Origin of the sequence: Leptospira saintgironsiae (genome assembly GCF_002811765.1) — a bacterium.
Lineage (GTDB): Bacteria > Spirochaetota > Leptospiria > Leptospirales > Leptospiraceae > Leptospira_B > Leptospira_B saintgironsiae.
Genome location: NZ_NPDR01000014.1, coordinates 1 through 22,079, shown reverse-complemented (window position 1 = coordinate 22,079; position 22,079 = coordinate 1). Strand labels below are relative to the sequence as shown.

The following is a 22,079-nucleotide window of genomic DNA, read 5'->3' as shown; positions in this document are numbered from 1 at the left end:
CCCAAATAGGTTATAATCTTATATGGATTTTGAAAGTAGAGGAATTGTATATCTATGGAATGGTCGAGTGATGTTTGTTACGAATTCCATGCAGACAGATTTCCATACCCATTATGCAGCTACCTTGGCCATTTCCTTAAAAAATAACATCCATATCGAAACTGAAAAAGGAAAAGAAGAATATCGCGCGGCCTTGGTAGGTCCCAATACATATCATAAAACTGTTTCTCCTGGCGTGGAGATGATCGCCTTACTCATTGATCCGGAAACCTACGAATATTCATCCATCTCAAAGTTTGCAAAAGTAGGAGAAGTGAAGAAGTTGGATATCTCTCCTTTCTTGCCTTTAATCGAGAGACTTTGGGAATTATATTACGGAAAACTAAATGATGAGGAAGCTTGGGAATTACATTTAGATATGCTTAGAGCAGTTTTTCCATTTCAAAAATTAGAAAAGGTCACGGATGAAAGAATTGTCCAGATCGCAAATATGATCCGTAAGGAATTGCCTGATAGTATTCGAATGAAGGAGATAGGTAAAAATTTTTCTGTTTCAGAAGACAGGTTGATCCGTCTTTTTAAGGAAAATTTAGGGATCCCGATGCGCAGATACTTATTATGGGTTCGGATCTTAGAAGCAGCAAAACTTTTGAAAGAAGGTAAGAGCCTTACAGAGGCAGCACATTCCGCGGGTTTCTCCGACTCGGCACATTTCACTCGGACTTTTAAAGAAAATTTTGGATTTGTTCCTTCTTTATTTTTCGGACATCTAAAATCTATCGAGGTTCGGTTTTGCGAATCTGGTGATCTGATCTAATTTAAATTTTACTTCATACCGGAATCATTCAAGCAGAACTTTCTTCTCTCTGTTACTCTTCTTCTATTCGAGCTTAGAGAAACTATATGCCAATAGAAAGAAGAAAAGGATTATTATCCAAACTCTCCTCCAAAATTTCCAAATACACTTCCAAATCTATCCACACTCCTACCCAAGAAGAAAAGGAAGGATTTTTAAAAGCCCAGAGATTGGCCTACCAATGTGTTACCGAGACAGAAAAGGAAATACGAGAAGGTTGGACCGAAATACAAGCAGTGAAACGAATGGAAACATTCTTGAGAGATCATGGAGTCAAAGCATTCTTACATCGTCCTTTTGCTTGGTTCGGAGAACATGCAAGATTTGACGGTTATAAAAGATTCACTCAATTCCATCCAAGTAAAAGAAGATTACAAGCAGACGAATCTTTCATTTTAGATGTGTCTCCCGTTGTGGATGGATATATCGGTGACATTGGATATTCTTCATCTCTAAATAAAAATACTGAGTTGGATAACGGAATGAGATATCTATTAAAACTCAGGGCAGAACTTCCTAAACTATTTTCTTCTTCTATGAGTTCTTCTGAGATCTGGCATAAGATAGATCAGGATGCAAAACAAAATGGATTCGATAATGTTCACTCTTTGTATCCATTTGCAGTTCTTGGACATAGAGTTTATAAAGTACATTTACCTAATATTTCTTTTCCCATATTGCCTGTTAGTTTTGCAAGTTGGTTTAGTCTACAGGGATCCTTTGAATTTCTTAGTCATAAGGTACTTCCCGAACTTTTGACTCCGGATCATGAAGGGGAAAAGACTGGTCTTTGGGCGATTGAACCTCATTTAGGAAGAGGAAAAACGGGCTTTAAATTCGAAGAGATCCTTGTGGTAGAAAAAGACAAAGCATATTGGTTGGATGAGCAAGTTCCTCATGTTCAAAAATACGGAAAATTATTGGAAGCAGTATGAAATCGAATCATAAAATTATAATATTATCCACTTTTATCCTTGTTTATACATGTAATCCTTCCGGGATCAAAATAGGAGAGCCTTATAAATTGGGAGATGTTCCTTCTTCCATCTCAGAAGTACAAGACAAACAAGATCCGTTTAAAAGCGGGCTAAAAGTCGAAATGACTGATTTGCCTGGGCATGATGATCTAATTTTCGATCGTCCCAAAGGGCTTGGATATGCTTCCGGAATGGATGGTTGGATCTGGAGATTAAATTTTAAAACCGGAAAGGCAGAACAATGGGTAAAACCACCAGTCAATCCCGCCGGAATGCAATATTCAGATAAGAGCAAAAGTAAAATTTTAGTATGTGCTTCCAGACTCGGAGGTGAAACCTACGAAGAAAAAGATAGAGTAGGTCTCTATGAAGTAGATACTGAAACTAAAAAGATAGAATCGATAATTTTAGATCTTCCTAAATTAGAAAAAGAAGAATTTGAAAAAGTGTATTCGTTCTTAGATATGCCAACTGTATCCCTCCAAGATCTAAATTCTTCCAATTCAAGACCATTCTCTTTATGCAATGATCTGGCTGTCTCCGAAGATGGAAATCGTATCTATATCACTGAACCATTTGAAAGAGTGGATGCCGCCATGGGGAGTGGCGCTGTCCCAGAAGCAATAGGACTTTACCCGCATGGAAAACTTTGGATGTTGGATAGAAATAAAAATACGATCTCACTTGTATTGAGCGGATTTACTTTCGTAGATGGGATACTTCTCGAAAAAAGTTCTGAAGGAAAGGAAGAGTCAGTTGTATTCACTGAAACAACTAAGTTTAGAATTATCCGAGCATTTCTTTCTGGGAAGAATCAAGGAAGTTCAGAAATACTATTCGAAAATCTTCCTGGTCTTGCAGATGGATTGGAAAGAGACGAAAGCGGAAGGATGTGGACTGGAATTATCAAAAAAAGATCTGGGCTTGTCAACTTTGTTCATAAAAATCCTTGGCTTAAAAAAGTAATACTATCATTGCCTCAGAAAATTTTGCCCATCTCTCATAATACAGGAATACTCATAATTGATCAGAGTGGCAAAAAGCCTCTTTACTATTCAATGCATGATGGGTCTAAAATTAAGGATATCTCAGTTTCTGTCCCATTCGAGGACAGGGTGTATTTCCCTTCTTTCGACAAAACTTCGAGAGGGTTATACTCTTTGCCTATAGCTTCTTTGAAAATTAAGGAATTTTAATGCACTTCTACTGCAAGTAAAGTGACATCATCCTGAAAACCTCTCGGTCCTACAAAAATTTGTAGTTCAGAGATCAGATCCTCTGCCACTTCTTGAATACCAGTATTTCTACTCAAAATAGATAAAACTCTATTTTCTCCGAATTCCTTTTTTTCCTGATCGAATTCTTCAAAAATACCATCTGAAAAGAAAAAGATCCTATTCCCCGGAAGAAGAGGCACTGTCACATTCTTATAGGTAGCTTCTTTTTTTAGGCCTATGATTGGCCCTCTGGAATATAAATAATCTGCACCTTCCTGTTTTTGTTTTAAAACCTGAGGAGGATGACCCGCAGAAGAATAATACAGAACATTATTATTCAGATCTATATCAGCTAATACTGCTGAGAATATAATATTAATACTTCTATATTTTTGGCAGCAAGCTGCATTTAATAACTCTAATATACGAGAAGGTTCATCCTTGGTGAACTTGATACTTTCAAACTCTGCCTTAATAGTCATTGTAAGAAGTGCTGCTTGCACTCCATGACCTGTCGCATCTACCAAGAATAGTCTGAAATAACCCGGCTCCAGTTCGAAAATATCGTAATAATCTCCTCCTATCTCCGACATAGGAAGATAATATGGATGAATCGATACATTCTTTCCGTTTAAATTGAGAGTGGGCAGAGTTTTCTGTTGTAACTTTTTAGCAAGAGAAAGGTCTCCTTTTAAAAGTTTTAAAGATTCGTTTAGATTTTCGGTCCTTTCAACTACGATCTGTTCTAAATTTATATTCAGTTTTTTAAGTTCCACACCCAAATCTTCCGCAAGAACGAATCCTTTGGAAAATCTAGAGGCAAGTAATACGCATTGGGATAGAACAAGAGCTAGAACTCCGTAATGAACCATATAGAAAGAATCTATAAACTTATTCAAATACAGAACATCATTTGCTACTGTGATCAAATTTACTACTAGGCTGAAAAAACAAATTCTGGCTCCTTCTATCTTTTTTATAGACATGAATGCTAATCTAAAAAACAAATAGGTCAAAATTCCAAGCATCATTATTTCTAAAGAATTAATGAAGAAAGACATTGTGAATAATTTTGTAGGAAGGAATGCGGCAGAAAAAACCAAAAGAAGACTTAAGTAAAATATAATATTGAATACTTTATCCTTTTTGAATTGTTCCTTGAATATGGATTGGACATACAGAATTGTTCCTGGCAAAAGTAGAAATAAGAATAGTATCTCTCCTCTTACCGAAAACTCATAGTTTTTGAAAAGTGGAAATACGTTATAAAAGATCCTTTCTCCATAAAAGGAAACTCTAAGTGCGATACACATGCAAAGCACAGCAAAGAATAAAGCAGAAGGGTCTCTTCTTCTCATTAAATAAAATGTAAAATGATATAATGACATCACGAACAAGGTCCCGAACGTGATTGAATCCAGCATAGTCGCTCTTAAGGAAAGTTGTTGGATATCAGCAACACTTCCTAATTGGATTGGATTCCAGATCCCGGACCCATTAGAATATTTATAATTCGAAACATGGATTATAATCTCCAACTCAGGTTTGTCTGAGATAAAACTAAAAACCCCTGGTTTATAACCTGGAGAATATTCAGATTCTTCTTTTCCTGTATTTCCTCCTTTAGAGATCTCTTTTCCATTTACGAATAAAGTATAAGAGGAGCTGATAGAAGAGATCTTAAGACTGAGTTGAGTATTTGCTTCAGGCAATAATACTTTGGCCCTATAACTTGCAAAACCATAGCTCGGATATTTATGAGAGACGTTACGTCCTTTGTCCCATTTTGATGGGACCTTTATATAGGAGATTGAGGATGTTTGTTCTTTAGGATTGGTATCTGGAAGAAGCCTATTCCAATAAAATTCCCATTCTCCATCCAGATGGATATTTCCGTCCGTTTGGAAATTCCATTGCCTAAGATCCAAGATACCTTGTATGACTTTAGGGCTTTCCCTTCCTGGTTGGCAGCCTAAAAAAAAGAAGAATAGTGTAGATCCTAAGAGCCAATGCGGTATTCTATTCTTGCCCAAAATCCGGATCTTCCTGCTGAGAAATTTCAATAGGCTTATGCTCTATATAGATTTCTGATAGCTAAAAATATTTAGATCGGATTTTTTTTAAGGAGAGAAAGGCGGGTTAAACGTCTCGTTTTTTCGTCGAATGCCTGATGCGGTCCAGTATTTTAATCATAGAAAATAGGGAAGAAGAATACAAATGGATCCGAACTCTATTAGGGGGTATCGAATCTTTCTCCCCTAATTGTACGAGAGCCTTGGACTTTCAAGAAGCCTTGGAAAAGACCAAGACTGAATTTTTTGACGTTATACTATTTCAATATAATTCCAAAAATAATTTAGAAGTACTGGAGAAGGCCCGGATCCTTCCCCCCTTGATTACAATCGCGGAAAATCAAGAAAGTAAAGAAGCACTCAAAAATTCCAAAATTTCATTCTCTGATATATTTCTTAAAGAGAATGTAAATACTGATCTATTAGATCGTTCTATACGACTTGTGCTACAAGCTAAGACGACAGAAGAAAATCTTAATCTTCTTAAGATAGGTATAGAAAGATCCAAAGATATTTTTTTGATTACTGAAGCTTCTCCTATAGATGAACCAGGACCAAAGATAGTATATGTAAATGGTGCCTTTGAAAGATTAACTGGTTATAAAAGAGAAGAAGTATTAGGAAAAACTCCTAGGATCCTGCAAGGTCCTAAAACAGATAGAGCAGTATTAGATCGGATCCGAAAATCAATCTCGGAAGGAAAACCTTCTTTCGAAGAGATTATCAATTACGATAAAGATGGAAAAGAATATTGGATAGAGATGGATATCTTTCCTATCGTGAATGAACAAGGCGTTGTTACCCATTTAATGGGGATAGAAAGAGATATTACAGAAAGACGAAATACAGAAGAGAGAATCAGACATTCCCAAAAGATGGAGGCTGTGGGACAACTCGCAGGTGGAATGGCCCATGACTTTAATAATTTATTAAATGTAATATTAGCAAATCTAGATCTTCTCGAAATGAAGCTGAAAGATTCTGAAGAACTGATGAAAAGAGTTCGATCCGCACAAGACGCTATACAAAGAGGAGTCGAGATCAATAAAAGACTCCTTGCTTTTTCTAGAAAGCAGGCCTTGAACCCGGAATCATGTGACGTAAACCGGGTATTAAAGGATTTTGTTCCAATTCTGGATAGGATCAGGACTGAAAAAATCGAAATAGAATACGAGATCGCAGATGATAAGACGGTTTGCGACATAGAAAAGACCGGACTCGAGAATGCGATACTCAATCTTGCTTTAAATGCGAGAGATGCTATGCCAGATGGTGGTAAAATATTTATTTCTACCGGATTTGTGCATAACGGAGACTCTAAGGGCCCTAAAATTTCCGGTTTGGAAGCAAAGGATTATTTTCTGGTCACCGTTACTGACACGGGCACAGGCATGGACGATATCACTAAGGCCCGTATTTTTGATCCGTTTTTTTCGACCAAGGGAGGAGGAAAAGGAACCGGTTTGGGATTGACCATGGTTTACGGTTTTGTAAAACAATCGAACGGTTTTTTGAAAGTTATCACAGCCCCGGAATATGGTTCCAGTTTTCTAATATTCTTACCTTTGCATGAACAGTCAAAGGACGAGCAACTTATTGCGACCAAAAAGAAAACTTTGGTCATGGAAGAAAATAGAGAAACTGCTGAATTGGCTTGTGTATACTTAAGAGAATTGGGCTACGAACCTCATGTGAGTTCGGATATGAAACGATTGGCAAAATTTTTCTCAGGTGACACAGAAATCTCTTTCGTATTGTTGGACCTTCAACTAGCGGATTCTAAAGGAATAGATCTAAAAAAAGAAATGGAAAGATTTGGTTCCGGAAAAATAATCGCAACTTCTTCGAGCCGAGGAGAAAGTTTAGAACTTCCTAATACTATTCCTCTGGTCCGAAAACCTTATACTAAAACCTCATTGAAAGAAGCGGTTCGCAATATCGGAGAAATTCTTCCATGACGGATTCAAGAAATTCTAAAAAACTTCTGATCCTGGATGACGAAGAAGAAATCGCAAAGATCTTGGGAGAGATCGCAGTAGATTGTGGTTTCGAGGTTTCATTATCTCATACTGCTCCTGATTTTTTAGACAAAGTAGATCCAAGTTTTGATTGTGTGATCTTGGATCTAATGATTCCAGGAATGGATGGAGTGGACGTGATCCGATTCTTATCCGAGAAAGAAGTTCATCCTGATGTGATCTTGATCTCCGGTGCTGACAGAAGGACACTTCATAGTGCGGAGACATTAGCTGGGGAATATGGACTACATATCGCAGCAGTTATGGAAAAACCAATCCGAGTTTCCGATATCAGAAATACATTATCTGCGATTGCTGAAAAAGAATCAGACATTTCTTCCCGCACCAAAACTGGTGGAAAAGGAAAATCAGGTCCTACATTCGAAAAGGAAGAAGTTTTAGATGCGGTTCGTTCCGATCAGTTTGTATTATATTATCAACCTAAGTTCGATCTAAAAACAGGAAGGGTAGAAGGTTTCGAGGCACTAGTAAGATGGAACCATCCAAAATTAGGATTAGTGTTCCCTGATTCATTTTTACCTTTGATGGAAAAAGAAATTAGCATCTTAAATCTGATGACGGAGAAAATTATAGATATCGCATTAGATGAGACTAGGATCTGGCATACAAACGGACGAAAGCTACGTGTAGCGGTTAACGTTTCACCCGTAACTTTGACAGAGTTGGACTTTCCTGAGAGGATCCTTGCTAAAATTAAGAATAAAGGAATACCACAAAGCCAATTCCAAATGGAGATCACAGAGACTGGATTTTTAGAGAATATTCGTTTTACTCAAGATATCTTAACCAGGCTCAGGATCAGAGGGATCGGTTTATCCATTGATGATTTCGGCACGGGTTATTCTTCCCTGAAACAATTACATAGATTTCCATTTACAGAACTGAAGATAGATAAGTCCTTCGTTATGGACTCCCCAAGGGATAGGGAATCCTTGTTTATTTGTCAGGCTTCTGTTGATTTAGGGCATAAGTTAGGGATGAATGTCGTCGCAGAAGGAATAGAAACTGCAGAAGTGGAAAGATTGATGAAGGAAGCTGGTTGCGATGTAGGGCAGGGTTATTATTATTCTAAACCTGTTCATCCTGAAAAAATCCCAGAAATTCTTTCCAAATTCGGTTAACAATAATACCCTTGGTAGAATGTCCTCGGGAAAGAGCAACAAATCATCGGAACAAGTAGTTTCAGGTCAAACTCCCGAAACAAATCAAGAATCAAGCTTGGTATTTGATCATATACCTGACGCGTTTATCTTTGCAGACCTCGATTGGAACCTAACGTATGTAAATGAAAAGGCGGAAGAAGTCTTACGTAGACCAAAAGAAAGCCTCATTGGTAAAAACATACTTACGGATTTTCCAAGAACAGTCGGAACAGATTTCGAAACCCAATACAAAAAGGCAAAAGAGACAGGAAAGCCCTGCATATTCGAAGCATTCTTCGAACCATTTAATTCATGGATAGAAGTAAGGATCTATCCAAGACCCGATGGATTTTTAGTTTATTATCTAGATATTACTCAAAGGAAGAAGAGAGAAATCTCCTGGGCAATAGGAGAAAGTTTACTTTGGGATATTTCCACTTCCGACACTCTGAGTTCTGCATTTGAAAAGGTACTCAAAACCTTAATTAAAAATACTCCATGGACTTACGGACAGATCTGGAGATCCAAAGACAATACTGTTTATATAAATGAAGAAGACCCGTATGTTTATGGATCCGATTTTCAACTTCTGTTTCGAAAAGAATCCATAAACAAATTTTTCAGCACCAAAGAAGGTATACTAAAGAAAGTCAGTGAATCGGGAGAATTATACTTTATACCGGACCTTGTAGTAGACACTGAACTAAAAAGAAAGGATGCAGCATTAGCAGCGGGTTTCCGTTCTTGGATAGGTATTCCTATACTTTCTGACGGAAGATTTTATGAAATAGAACTTCTTTCTGAAAGAGTTTTGAATCCGGAAGAAGCATACTTAGATCTACTCGGGGTCGTTTCCAAAAGATTTGCGGAGATAGTAAGTAGAAGGGTTGCGGATGAAGAACGGAAAGCTTTAATAGAACTTTCTTCTGAAATTATAGTTACCATCGGTTTGGATTGTATAATCCGGAAAACGAACCCTGCCTTCCAAAAGGTTTTAGGTTATGAAAGAAAATATGTAAAAAACAAGAGTCTGTTGGAGTTCATACATCCGGATGATATAGAACTTACAAAGGCTAAGATAGCGTCAGGAAGTAAGGAAGGATTCGAAAATCGTTATATAACGAAATATGGACAGCTTCGATATATCTATTGGAATATATCCCATTCTCCTGAATCGGGAAGTGTTTTTTGCATTGGTAGGGACATTACAGAAGATAGATTGACCATTCTGAAGTTGGAATCCTTTGCGGACCAACTCAATGTAAACCGTGAACAACTATATAATGCTCAAAAGCTTGCAAAGATGGGAAGCTGGACAATGGAGTTCGACGGAAAAGTAAGTTGGTCACCCGGTTTGTACGAAATATTCGGTTTGGAACCTAATGATTCTCCACCTGGCTTCGAGGATTTTATCCAATTTATTCCTCCGGAAGATAGAGATCGTATCTCGCAAAATTATGAAAAATTCCTTACCCAAGGTACCTTTGAAGAAACTGAACTTCATATTGTATCAAAAGATGGAATAGAAAAAATTCTTTCTGTAAAAGGAGAAGGTTTACTGAACCGAAATGGAAAATTTATCGGTGGGACTGGAACCATGCAGGATATCACTGAAGAAAAAGAATGGAACGATTCTCTTAGACAACTTCAGAAGATGGAAGCAGTAGGCCAACTTGCAGGAGGAATGGCGCACGATTTTAATAATCTTCTGAACATCATCTTAGCCAATTTGGATCTTCTCGAATTAAACCTAAGAGAAACTCCTGAATTATTAAAAAGGGTATTTTCCGCCCAAGACGCGGTCAGAAGAGGAGCCGAACTTAACAGAAGACTATTGGCATTCTCGCGCAAACAGGCGTTAAATCCCGAGCAAGCAGATGTAAGTCATGTGATCTCCGACTTTGCGGATATACTCACTCGTATTAGAAACGATATAGTCAGTATAGAATTTTGCTTCGAAGAATTTCCTATGATCTGTTCTTTTGAGAAGAATGGTTTAGAAAACGCAATTTTAAACCTATGTTTGAACTCAAGAGACGCAATGCCTCATGGAGGAAAAATTTTAGTAAGTACAGGATTTTCTCCCGCAGGAAAAGAACATAGATCCATGATCCCAGGATTTGTGGATATGGAAGACGCATGTATCATTTCTGTTAGAGACGAAGGTTCTGGAATGGACGATAGAGTCTTAGAAAGATTATTCGAACCATTCTTTACCACCAAACAATCCGGGAAGGGGACCGGCCTCGGCATGCCAATGGTTTACGGATTTGTAAAGCAGTCTAATGGAATGGTCCACGTGCATAGTGAGATCGGAAAGGGCACCTGCATAGAGATCTTTCTTCCGTTGAGCAGAAGTCCTGAGATTGCCTACGAAAATCGAAACGAAAAAATCTTGGTACTAGAAAAAAACTTAAAAGGCCAAACTTATCTAGCAGCTCTATTAAGAAGATTAGGTTTTGAAATATTCCCTATTTACGATTTGCAAGAAGCAAAAACAATTTTAGAAAATTATCCCGAAATGTATGCGATCTTTTCAGAAGAAGAAATCGTATTTGAAAATTCAGATTGGAAATTATTCAAGAATAAGGATCGGATTATCATAATATCAGAATGGAATTCTAAAACTGATTTGGATCCTTCTTTGAATGTTCTGAAAAGACCTTACACTTGGACTAAATTGAAAAAAATGTTAACTTAAAGAAAATATAAAGTATCTTTACGCCTGCTTTTAAACTTCCTATCAAATTCCCACTGATCTTAGATTTTCCACCTTTTCTTTTACGATAATGAACTGGAACTTCTTGGATCCTAAATTTTTTCCGAATGGCTTTGATTTGCATTTCTAGATTCCATCCCCAAGTAGGATCTTGCAGATTCAAATCTAATAGGGATTGCCATCTTAGAACACGGAACGGGCCTAAATCAGTGAATTTTACCCTGTAAAAAATCCGGATCAAAAAGCAAGAAAGCCAATTTCCGAATTTCTGTAAGAAGGACAAGGAACCAGGTTCTGCATTGCCTAATGTCCTAGAACCTATCACAAAGTTTGTATTTGGATCTTGTGAGAATGAAAAGAATAGGTCTTTTAAATTCTCGAGATCATCCGAACCATCTGCATCCATGAACACTATGAATTCAGGAGAAATTTTTCTTTCCTGAAGATAATGGATCCCTGCTAAACAAGCGGCTCCGTAACCTTTTTTTGGTTCTTGGACTAAGACCACTCCTGCATTGATTGCGATCTGAGGAGTCGAATCCTTGGACCCATTGTCTAAGATCAAAATTTGCTCAGGCAAGATCCCAAATCCAAAAAGAGAATCCAAAACTTTGGGTAAGGATTCTTCTTCGTTTAGGGCAGGAATCAAAAATCTGGAATTTGCCCAGAGAGCTTTCAAAAGGATTATTCTCCTCTTCTGTTTTTAGAGATCCTGACAAGTTCTTCAGGAGAATAGATCTTATTTTTTCCTGAATTTAGATCTATATCTTCTTTATGAACTAAACTAGAAAAAGGATAAAAATTTTCTATCTCGGAGATCTTTTTGCGAAGATCCGAGGGAGCATTCTCACTATTCTTTCTCATATGTTCTGCATTAGATTCTTTTAATCGAGTATGATAAATTTCGAATGCGATTTTAGACTGTCCTTTTTCAATTCCATCAAATACATCCTTCCAAACCTTGGTTTCTCCCGGAAGAATACGAGTATCTGCGACCAGTCTTGCCTTAGGATACCATTCCCATTCTTGTCCGAACTTGATCTCTTTGGTCGCGGTGGATTTACCTTTTGAGTCCAATAACGAAATTTTCAGAAGTATAAATCTTTCAGGATCTCCAGTTGGAATATTATGAGCTGCTTTTTCATTCGTAAGAGAAACCGAATATTCTATATCATTTTCTTTTTTCTTGAATTGAAGAGGTGTAATCTTTAGCCCAGTTCTATATCCACCAGGAATTTGTTTTTCATAAAGCTCGAATTTTTTCGGAACTCCTCCTCCAATAAAGGAATGTTTATGAGAAGTCCTGATTGGAGTGTTTAGCTCCGGTTTGACTAATTTACGCTGTAATTCTCCCATATGGCAGGAACCACAGGCAATTTTTCCGTGGGAGTTTCCCTTTTGTTCCAACTCATTTCCCGTTTTGAAAGCGCATACCAATTGGTCGTCCAAAACATAATTTGCATTATGACAATCTAAACATCTATTCCTCAATTTGTCTGGATCAATCTTGATAGGATGAGGAGGTTTTGTAGTTCCATTTGCACCTAATACGTAGGAGTTCCCTTGCTCATCCAAACGAACATGGCAGACAGCACATGTAATCGCTTCTGCTTTCATTTTAGGATCAAAGTTAGGATTTGGTTCTTCTATTGGAGTTTTATAATCTCCGTTATTTAGATAGTTAACCAGCGTTTCTCTTTGGTTCGCAACTGGGGTATGGCAGTTTAAACAAAGCCATCTTGGAGAAGAAGATTTAGAAAGTTCAGATTGGAACTGAAGATCAGAAAGAGCATTTGCGTGAGTGGATGTTTTCCATTCTGCATAAATTTCTACGTGGCATTTCCCACAATTTTCTGCTCTGACTTCTCCCACTCCGGCAAGGGGTGGAAGATGAGGTAAAGTTTTGGACCAAGGGGCCTGGGAAAACACCTCGTCCACAGGGACTGGTTTATCTTTTGGTTTTGTAAAAATACAATAGAATAAACTAGCGGCCAAGGATAAAGATAGAACCGCTAATATTAAACTTCTTCTTTTATTTAAGGACATTATAAAAATATTATCTAGTTACTAAAGGATGGTTTTGATCCCCTTTAGAAGACCATTCCCACATAGATCCTGCGTAATTTTTTGCATTATAACCCAAAGAGACCAGAACAGATGTCATCCAACCAGATCTAACTCCTCCAGTGCAATAAGAGATCACTGTCTTATCTTTGGAAATCCCTAATTCGTATAATTTAGAAACAATTTTGGACTCACTTAATAGGTATCCCTCTTTGTCTAAGAATTGTTTATAATAGATCCACTTTGCTCCTGGAAGATGTCCTCCTCTGGATTCTCCATAAGGAGTTTGACCTAAAAATTCTCTTTCTTCTCTTGTATCTATGAAAGCAAATTTTTTATCTGAAAGTTCTGATTGGATCAATTTGGAATCTGCAGACCAATTTTTATTTTCAGAAGCGGAAACGTTTATTTTAGAAAGAATTTCAGGACGATTAGGGACTGGAGAACTGGAAGCCTTATGCAGAGCATTAATTCCCCCATCTACTATAAAAGATTTAGAAAAACCTAATGTACGTAAGGACCAGACGATTCTACCTTCCTCTCCCCATCCTCCTGTAGGATCTCCGAATACCAATATGATCTTATTCGGATCCAAACCTTTTTTGCGTAGTAGTTCCTTTGCCTCAGAAGTTTGGACCAAATTTCCTTGGTTCGGAAATTCTTTTTGAGAGATTTCCTGCCAACCCAACGGAACTGATTTGGAGAATGTGGATACTTTGATCCCTTCTCTTGCATCTACGAACAACGCACCTTGGCTGTGTAGGTATAATGATTCTGGTGCGCTGATGAACCATCCTCTGACTCCGGAAAGTTTTTCGGAGGCGAAAAGCGAGGAAGAAATTAGAAAAACTAAGGCAAAAGAGATTACGAGCTTCATTTGAGCTAACTTGGGAGGAGACTAAAAATCGTCAATAAACAATACAAAAATTCCTATATAACAGAATATTTTTAATATTACAGACAAATGTCCTGTATTTTTAATGGTATTTAACAGTGAAAATGGAAATTGGCATTGGAATTAGAAAGGAATAAAGAAAGAAGAAGCCTCATTCTAAGTCGTGCAAATCTGATTTGGATTCTGGGCTCTCTTGCTTATCTATGCATTTTTCTCTTTTGGGAAATGAAGAACCAGGGGAGAAGTTTAACTGGAAATTTATACATTCTAGGGTTTTGCGGATTAAGCATTGTTTATGGATTTCTATTTCTTTCCAAAACTTTTGAAACTTCTCCGAGATTAAGTTTTGTTTTAGGACTTATTCTTCGTATTGTCTTGATCTTTTCGACTCCTATCTTTGAAGATGATTGGGCACGTTATCTTTGGGATGGATGGATCAGTTCAGAAAAAGGAAGTCCTTATGGAATTACTCCAGAATCTTTCTTTGGAGAATTAGATCCGACTAGAACTGAAATACTTTCTAGGATCAATCATCCTGACTGGCCCACCATCTATGGTCCAGTCCTTGAGATCTATTTTTATCTTATTCATATTCTATTTCCTTGGAAGCTTTGGGCTCTTAAACTTTTTCTTTTGGTTCCCGATATTCTTCTATTTTTCCTAATCAGGACTAAATATGGGATTGGTTCTTCTTCTTTATACTTTTGGAATCCAATTCTGATCAAAGAGGTTTTCTTAAATTCTCACCCTGATATTATTGGGATCTTACTTCTGTTTTATTCTTTTTATTTAGCGGAGAAGTCTAGGTTTCGTTTAAGTTTTTTTATTTGGGGGCTTAGCATTTCTGTAAAAGGATTTGGTATTTTACTTTTTCCTTTCTTATTGAAGTCGCATTGGGACAAAAATCAGAATTCGAAAAAAGCAATGGTTGATATTACTTTTTCGATTTTAGGGATAGTCTTAGCATATTCTCCTTTTCTATTCTTTTCCAAAGAAACTGATTTTACGGCTTTAAGCAGGTTTGCAGGAAGTTTTACATTCTTTCCTTTGGGTTATAATATTTTTTATAACTTATTTGGAGGACTCTCTCGAGTTTTCTGGGCGATCCCCGCATTTATCAGTATATTATTCTTTTTGAATAAATCATACTCTGTGGATTTGGGAGAAGAGGAGAAGATAGGAATTACATTCTTCTTATTCTTCTACTTTTCCCCAGTAGTAAATGCTTGGTATTTGCTTTGGATGTTCCCATTTTTGCTTACGGGATCCAGGGTCTTTTGGCCTTCTTGGGTATTTTTGTTCTTAGCTCAGGTCTCTTATTTGAACTACGCGAATTTGGGAGATTGGAAGTCTGTATTAGAAAAAGGTTATTATGCACATCCCGATTGGCTCTTGCTTTCGATCAGCTTGCTCTTCTTTCCGATTCTTATTGTCTGGTATAGGATCCGATTTTCTTCTAAAATCATCAATTCCCTCGATAAAACATCACTTTTGGGCTAAATCAGATTTTTTTCTCCTTTGAAAGAATTTTGGTTGTTATTTTGGACAGTATTTCCAATAAGTTGGATAAAATATTATTATAACTGTTCGGAATAAACAAAATTCAGGACCAGTGGGGAGAACCGAGTATGCCAACGATCGATCCGATTGAAAGAGGTCTGATCCAATCTATTGGAACCTTGGTTCGTAAGAGGAGACAAGAGTTAGGTCTTTCTCTTGGAAAGCTTGCAGAATTATCTCAGGTCAGCCGAGGAATGTTAAGCCTTGTAGAATCTGGGAAGGCTGCACCTTCAATTGCGCTATTATGGAAAATTTCAAAGGCAATCCGTTTACCTTTGTCCAGTCTTATGGAATTTTCTAAGGAAGAATTTCCTAAAATTTTCAGGAAAGAAGACTCCAGTGAAAATTCGGTAGAAGAGAACCAATACGTGATCCGTCCTCTTCTTCATGAAGAAACTAGATTTCAAACTAGATTGTTCGAGATCAGGCTTCTTCCCGGAGTTGCCAAAACCTTTATTACAAAAGTACAATCTAAACAAAGACAGAATTTGTTCCTACAATCAGGCGCACTTCGTTTGAAAGTTGGAGGTAAATGGTTCGACCTACAAGAAGGGGACAGCATGACTTTCTTGGGCAAAGATCTGCAAGAACTTGCAAATTTAGGAGAGAAGGATTCCTACCTGATCTGGTCCTCTTCTCTTTCAGACGATTGAAATAGATCTCTATTTGAGTTTTGTTAATTGCAATTCTTAAGGGGGCTTAGAGTATAATCCGGACTTTTCATTTCAAGAAAAGTTTTTGATTAGATGAAGGCCCTGGATAGCATCCGAGAAATTTTCTCCAAACGAAAAAAACTGATTTTGTCCTTACTCATCGGACTTGTATCCATTTTTTTCTTAAAGGAAGCCTCTTACTTTTTATATAAGTCTCCTCCTGAGTCTCAGGTAATTAACTCGGAGTTTTATTCTCTCTCTAAATCGGATCTTTCCAAAGAATACGATTCGGATTCTTTTTTATTTCCCTATCATCTCAGGATCTTCAAAATAGATCTTTCTCCAGAAGATTTCAAAAGGTATTGTAAGTTTTTATTATATATTATTTCTGCGATCCTGATTGCTTATGCTTCTTATTTTAGAAACATTTTTACCGGGATATTTATAGGTTTCTTTTTACTTCTTTCTCCTATATATCTCATTCAGAACAATTGGATCGGCTTTGCGGATCATCTTACATTCTTCTGGTCTGTTTTGCTTGTATTATTCTTAGATCTGAGAGATCGGGATCCAGGAAAGAAGATTTATTTATATGTTCTATTTGTACTTTTGATTCTAGGATCTTGGACCCATTTTTATCAGTTTCTAATAATTTCATTTTTAGTTTTGTTTTTACATTTCTGGGAGAAGAAAGAGATCGATCGGGATATCTTAAAGGTCTTTCTGTTAGGAATATTTGCAGGTAGAGTTTCTTCTTATTTGCTCTTCTTTCTGCATGGAGTAGAATGGAATGAAAGAAGATTAAATACTGCCCAATCTTTAGGTTTCGCGCGCTGGTATTCTATGCATACGAAACATCTTCTTCTTACCTTACTTTCTTTCTGGAATGGCTTATTGTTTCTATTTTTGGAGAATTTAACCCGTAAAAAGATCTCTATCTTGCTCGTGTGTTTTGGCGCACTCTTCATTACCTTCTTCACCGCAGATAGTACAAGAGTGTTCTCTCACTTATTCTATCCGGCTTGGCTCTCTCTTTGGCTGATACGTTCTCAACAAGGATTTTCTAATCGCGAAAAAAGGATCCTAAGCGGCGGATTAATTCTCGCACTGACCTATCTTTTGATTTTTGAACCTTTCTATAAATGGGGAAGAGACCTGTTCTATTTAGGACCCCGCATTTCCTTTTGAGCTAAACACTTTATGAAAAGCTAATTTCTAAATTTCGAATATTCTGTTTTAGCGGAAGATAACGTTACCCCGGGTTACAAAAACCATTTTCTCAGGCCACTTTGTTCCCCGTTTTTTAGAGTCTACTCCGTTTTGTTTAAAAAATTGGTCGTTTATTCTAATATATTGTTCAATTAATTGGATAATATGTTCGTTATATTGAAATAAGCCTGGTGAAAGCAGAGCCTTTTCTCGACTTTGTGCTTAGAGTCCGCAGTGGAATAAACATGAGGGAACCCCGATCGGACCAGCATTTAGGAGAACAAAATGAAAAATATGCTCATTAATTCGAGCCTCCTGGCAATTGCGCTGGGATTACTCGGGAATTGTGGAGAGGGATCTTCTGACAGTTCCGCACTTGCACTAGCTGCAATTGGCGGGGGAACTTCCGGTGTGAAGGTGGCAAGCGCCTCTGATCTAGCGATCGAGTCTGCAGACGATTATAACGAAAACCAATATGGTCTTATCACTTCGGCTACTCTCAGAAGTTGGGTAAGCGACTGGGCAAATAATAAACCAGCAGGCATTACCGGAAACTTAGTGATCTTCCAAGCAAACAAAGTTGGAGCAGATGCGAATAAAAGTTTAATCCTTCCTACTACAGGAGTGAAAGTTTTCGTTTCCGTTGCAGGAAACAATACTGCACTTTATTCCTGGAAAACTTTTAGAGAAACCAGATACAATGGTTTGATCTCTATTCCTGGTGGAACTTCAACCACTGGAGGAAACGGACTTATTAGTGGTGCGAGCATCGACGAATGGTTCCAAACTTATGGAGTAGATCCTACTAAAGACCTGATCGTATTTGCAAGTGGAAATGGAGACAACTACGGATCCATCGGTCACCAACATTATTCTTTAAGATATTGGGGTGTGGCTCACGCACATCTTGCTATCCTGAACGGAACTATCAAAGGTCAATTCCCTGAAGCAGAATTGGGTAATGACACCGACGAATCTGTTCCTCCTTTGAATGGAACATTCTCTGTTAAACAACTTAAGAATGTTGATAACAGGATCTTAACTCTAAGCATCGAAGATACAATCGCAGTTGCTAAGAATAACGGAAATCATGGTGTGAAAGGACTTTCTTCCACTGTTTTGATTTCTGACAACAGAACTGCAAACAATAACAACGATATCAGCGTATATACTTCCTCTGCAGGATGGCAGGAGTATAACGGTGGAGAGAACACTACCGGAACTACTAAATCTGGAGGTGGAGCAGTTGCTTTCGAAGGTCACTTGAAAGGTGCTGTTTTCGTTCCTCATTATAACCTAGTAGATCGTTCTACTCTGGATAACACTTACGCTTATACTACTTCTGCTGCAGGAACTTTCAACACTCTGAAGTTCAAGTCTAAAGCTGATGTTCAAAATATCTGGGACACTTACGGAACTACTGGTGGACCTAACTCAGGTGCTCCTGCATACGAAGAAGGCCAAACCATTCTTCAATACTGCAGAACCAATACCAGAACTCAAACAAGCGGTATTTCCACTCTCTTGATCTTGGGACGTCCTTCTGTGTTCTTAGAAGACGGATGGAGCATCTTCGGATTCTTGGCAGGAAACTTCCCATCTGGAAACTTCAACGACGACGTAACTGCAGGTGCTTCTTCTTATCCTTCCGTTCCGGCTAAATTCGCTCCTGACATTCAAGGCGCGATCGAGTCTGGCGCAAGAGGATCCGGCGATGGAGCTCACTACAATACAGGTGTGAAAAAATCCACTGTGGATTATTTCCAAATCAACTCTTCAGCTACTACTACTAAAGCGGCTTTCGTAGAGGACTGGAATTACAAGAACCAATAAGCCACAACTTACATAGACTGGGCGAGGATATCCTCGCCCTTTTCAATTCTGTAACATAAAATAAAAAGAGGGAGTTACTGCTTTATGAAAACTTTATATATCTACGCGTTAATAGGCGCACTGATCTTCTCTTCTTTGCAAGGGATTTTTGCTTCCGGAGGATTCGGAGGCGGCGGGGTTGCTGGACAAGCACTTCGTGGAAAAGAAAGGGAAAAATTCAATCTAGGCAAGGCAATCTATAACGCAGAGGTCGCCTTAGACGCCAAAAAAGAAGATCTAGTAAAATCTCAGAAAAACCGCTTAGAATATCTACAAGGTTCTTTACCCAACTCCGAAAAAGGAAGGGTGAATCTGGAGGATTTGGCAGGCAAATTATCCGAAGAACAGATTTCCGCTTTGGAATTTTTCGTAAGCATCCGCTTCAACGTGAAGTTGGAGGAGAAAAAGGATTAATTAGGGAATCTTTATATAATGAAATTTTTATTTAAGAAGGGAGTTTTTCTTCCCCTTCTATTATTAGCCCAACCACTTTTTACTGGGGAATTATTCTCTCAGACGGTTTGGGCACCTTATCAAAGACAATTATGGGTCCGGACTACTGCAGTGAATTCAGTTTATGATTCTGCTTATGTTGGTAAATATCATACTACTTATGATGACGATGTTCGTATCAATGTGGGTGCCCTTGCTTTCGAGTATGGGATTACAGATAGACTGACTGTGGATTTGCAAACTGGTTTCGGTAAATTGGGTAGGACCCAATTGATAGATCGTTATTTCGGGACCTTAACTTCTCCGGAACAACCTGATAAATACGGGATCATAGATTCCAGAGCAGGTTTACGTTATAAGGTTTTGGACGAGTACGATTTCGATTCCATCTGGGTTCCGACAGTCAGTGTAAGGATTGGTGGGATCAAGAAAGGTGATTATGATAGAAACCCGCAAGCTCTAGGTGATGGAGCTAACGGTGCAGAAGTAAATATTTACTTAGGTAAAGACTTCAATATCTGGGGACTTGGCGCTCTAGGCGAATGGAGTTATCGCAGAAGAGAAAAGCCAGTGCCTGATGATGTGCTGTACTACGGAGCCTTGTACAAACGTTTCTTTGATTCTTTTATCTTTATCGTAGGAAGTAGAGGACAGATAGGTCAGGGAGGATATGCGTTTGCAGATCCTAAAGGAACTCCTCCTTTAAATTTGATCCAAATAGATACACCATCTATCGCACCTTTTGGAACGGATTGGTATAGCTACTACTTGGAACATGAAAGGCCTGCTTGGGGAAGAAAGGAAATATATCATAACCTGGAAGTGAGTTTGGGTTATACAGACAAGTACGGGAATTACTATAACTTCTTCTATTCTCATACTTATTCCGGGTACAACACCGCAATCTTAAGAACCTTCGGGTTCCTAATCAATTTTCCATTTAACTTATGATCGGAGGGGAAAGTATGTTAAATTTAAATATTAGAAAATTAGGAATTCTTTCTATACTAATTTCGGTTTTCGCATCCTGTGATGCTCCGGAATACATCACTCCGTATCAGAAGCTTGCTCTGGTACAGCCTGTGCAGGTGTTTGAGACTTCACAACTTCTGTCCGTTTCGAATGACGACTATAATAGCAATACGTATGGTCTGATAACTGCATCCACTTTGGAATCTTGGAGATCCAATTGGGCATCGAATCGTCCATCTGCGATCAGCGGAAGATTGATCATCTTTCAGATAAGTGGAGGAGCACTTTCCGGTTCTTATATAAGACCTGAGACTGGTGTAAGAGTGTATGGGATCAGTGCGAGTTCTACAGATTATACTTTTTTTGGTCAGACTAGATTTAACGGCCTGATCGATACAGAGACCATTGTTCCGGAAGGAGCGAATATTGACGCATTCTTAAAACGTTTCGGTGTGAATCCCGCAACAGATCTGATAGTGCTCGCGCAAGATGTTCCTTCCGACGGGAACCTGATGATGACCCTTAGATCCTGGTATACATTGTATTATTGGGGAGTGGAGAAAAATCACTTGGCAGTTTTGAACGGAGCGGCTTCCACAAAGATCGCTGCTTCTCAATTAACGGGTGGCTCTATCTATACTGTTCCGACAACAAGCGGAGCAGGAACAGTAGGAAGTTTGTATCGAGATCATACAATCTTACAAGCTACACTTGCAGATGTTTTTAATGCTGTTCAAGGTATAACCGATCCGACTTTCACGAATTCTACTCCGGCTCCAGCGGGAGGAAGTTTCATCATGGATGCTAGATCGTCAACGGAATACGACGGAAGCGGATCCACAGTAGGACCTTCTAATCTTACCTGTGCGGATACTCCTAGTTGTTATACACCTTTTGAAGGGCATGTAAAAGGTGCGAAAAATCTTCCGTTTGCAAACTTTATCAATGCAAACAAGGAGTTCCTGCCAAAATCAGATCTCCAAAATCTTCTATCAACGAACGGATATACGGAAGGACAGACAATCATTGCTTATTGCAGAACGAATGTAAGATCTTCCATCACTGGATTTGCAACTCTTGCGATCCTTGGATATCCTACAAGATTTTATGACGGATCTTGGGTGGAATGGGGATCTCTTGCCTTCGATTCAGGTGCGACTTGGTCCAACTTAAGTGCTGTGTCTCCTTGGAGAACCGACAGAGGTACCGTGAGCCAATCGATTACGTATAACGTAGGAAAGGGTGGAATAGACGCATCCAATATTTCTAATTTAGGAACCTACTTCACTCCGGATCGTAACTTTGCAAAAGGTACCAACGATATCATCGACCAGGATAAAAAATATCTCTCTGGCTCTGCTTCCTCCGGAGGAGGGGGC

At 38.3% G+C, this 22,079-nt stretch carries 17 protein-coding genes; 13 read left to right on the top strand and 4 right to left on the bottom strand.

What is annotated here, in order from left to right:
* Positions 1 to 70: 70 nt before the first annotated feature.
* From CH362_RS18365 to CH362_RS18355, 3 genes are all read left to right on the top strand, one after another.
* The gene (locus CH362_RS18365; RefSeq protein WP_100711771.1) at positions 71 to 817 is read left to right on the top strand and encodes a helix-turn-helix transcriptional regulator; all 747 of its coding nucleotides are present in this window, start codon (positions 71 to 73) and stop codon (positions 815 to 817) included.
* A gap of 86 nt (positions 818 to 903) precedes the next feature.
* Positions 904 to 1,791 (top strand): M24 family metallopeptidase, encoded by an 888-nt coding sequence (locus tag CH362_RS18360; protein ID WP_100711770.1) that lies wholly within the window; start codon positions 904 to 906, stop codon positions 1,789 to 1,791.
* Positions 1,788 to 3,029: an SMP-30/gluconolactonase/LRE family protein gene (locus CH362_RS18355; protein WP_100711769.1), complete on the top strand. Its 1,242-nt coding sequence runs from the start codon at positions 1,788 to 1,790 to the stop codon at positions 3,027 to 3,029. The genes CH362_RS18360 and CH362_RS18355 overlap by 4 nt, the downstream gene beginning before the upstream one ends.
* On the opposite strand, the gene CH362_RS18350 is transcribed toward CH362_RS18355, so the two are convergent.
* Positions 3,026 to 5,083, bottom strand: a complete 2,058-nt coding sequence (locus tag CH362_RS18350) for a PP2C family protein-serine/threonine phosphatase (RefSeq protein WP_100711768.1) — start codon at positions 5,081 to 5,083, stop codon at positions 3,026 to 3,028. The genes CH362_RS18355 and CH362_RS18350 overlap by 4 nt on opposite strands.
* Positions 5,084 to 5,220: 137 nt before the next feature.
* Between CH362_RS18350 and CH362_RS18345 the strand changes: the two genes are divergently transcribed.
* The 3 genes from CH362_RS18345 to CH362_RS18335 are packed head-to-tail and all read left to right on the top strand — an operon-like array spanning position 5,221 to position 11,004.
* Complete coding sequence (locus tag CH362_RS18345; RefSeq protein WP_100711767.1) at positions 5,221 to 7,080, top strand: PAS domain S-box protein; 1,860 nt, start codon at positions 5,221 to 5,223, stop codon at positions 7,078 to 7,080.
* A complete protein-coding gene (locus CH362_RS18340) occupies positions 7,077 to 8,282 on the top strand; it encodes an EAL domain-containing response regulator (protein ID WP_100711766.1) in 1,206 nt (401 codons plus the stop codon). The genes CH362_RS18345 and CH362_RS18340 overlap by 4 nt, the downstream gene beginning before the upstream one ends.
* A gap of 19 nt (positions 8,283 to 8,301) precedes the next feature.
* Entirely contained in the window at positions 8,302 to 11,004 is a 2,703-nt protein-coding gene (locus tag CH362_RS18335; protein WP_100711765.1) for a PAS domain S-box protein, read from the top strand.
* Here CH362_RS18335 and CH362_RS18330 read toward each other — a convergent pair.
* Genes CH362_RS18330 through CH362_RS18320 form a run of 3 tightly spaced genes read right to left on the bottom strand, consistent with a single transcriptional unit; the run spans position 10,979 to position 13,963 of the window.
* Entirely contained in the window at positions 10,979 to 11,701 is a 723-nt protein-coding gene (locus tag CH362_RS18330) for a glycosyltransferase family 2 protein (protein ID WP_100711764.1), read from the bottom strand. The genes CH362_RS18335 and CH362_RS18330 overlap by 26 nt on opposite strands.
* Before the next feature lie 5 nt (positions 11,702 to 11,706).
* A complete protein-coding gene (locus CH362_RS18325; RefSeq protein ID WP_100711763.1) occupies positions 11,707 to 13,068 on the bottom strand; it encodes a multiheme c-type cytochrome in 1,362 nt (453 codons plus the stop codon).
* Between the two features lie 10 nt (positions 13,069 to 13,078).
* Positions 13,079 to 13,963 carry a sulfurtransferase gene (locus CH362_RS18320; RefSeq protein ID WP_100711762.1) on the bottom strand — a complete coding sequence of 295 codons (885 nt, stop codon included), beginning with the start codon at positions 13,961 to 13,963 and terminating at the stop codon, positions 13,079 to 13,081.
* Between the two features lie 243 nt (positions 13,964 to 14,206).
* Here CH362_RS18320 and CH362_RS18315 point away from each other — a divergent pair, with 243 nt between their 5' ends.
* From CH362_RS18315 to CH362_RS18285, 7 genes are all read left to right on the top strand, one after another.
* Positions 14,207 to 15,481 carry a hypothetical protein gene (locus tag CH362_RS18315; protein WP_244280648.1) on the top strand — a complete coding sequence of 425 codons (1,275 nt, stop codon included), beginning with the start codon at positions 14,207 to 14,209 and terminating at the stop codon, positions 15,479 to 15,481.
* 128 nt (positions 15,482 to 15,609) lie between these two features.
* Positions 15,610 to 16,194, top strand: a complete 585-nt coding sequence (locus CH362_RS18310) for a helix-turn-helix domain-containing protein (protein WP_100711761.1) — start codon at positions 15,610 to 15,612, stop codon at positions 16,192 to 16,194.
* Positions 16,195 to 16,287: 93 nt separating this feature from the next.
* The gene (locus tag CH362_RS19450; RefSeq protein WP_244280647.1) at positions 16,288 to 17,382 is read left to right on the top strand and encodes a hypothetical protein; all 1,095 of its coding nucleotides are present in this window, start codon (positions 16,288 to 16,290) and stop codon (positions 17,380 to 17,382) included.
* Positions 17,383 to 17,688: 306 nt separating this feature from the next.
* Positions 17,689 to 19,236, top strand: coding sequence for a sulfurtransferase (locus CH362_RS18300; RefSeq protein ID WP_100711760.1), 1,548 nt, complete (start codon positions 17,689 to 17,691; stop codon positions 19,234 to 19,236).
* A gap of 84 nt (positions 19,237 to 19,320) precedes the next feature.
* The gene (locus CH362_RS18295; RefSeq protein ID WP_100711759.1) at positions 19,321 to 19,689 is read left to right on the top strand and encodes a hypothetical protein; all 369 of its coding nucleotides are present in this window, start codon (positions 19,321 to 19,323) and stop codon (positions 19,687 to 19,689) included.
* A gap of 18 nt (positions 19,690 to 19,707) precedes the next feature.
* A complete protein-coding gene (locus tag CH362_RS18290) occupies positions 19,708 to 20,679 on the top strand; it encodes a hypothetical protein (protein ID WP_100711758.1) in 972 nt (323 codons plus the stop codon).
* 14 nt (positions 20,680 to 20,693) lie between these two features.
* Positions 20,694 to 22,079 (top strand): sulfurtransferase (locus CH362_RS18285; protein WP_100711781.1); only part of this gene is annotated, 1,386 nt, incomplete at its 3' end.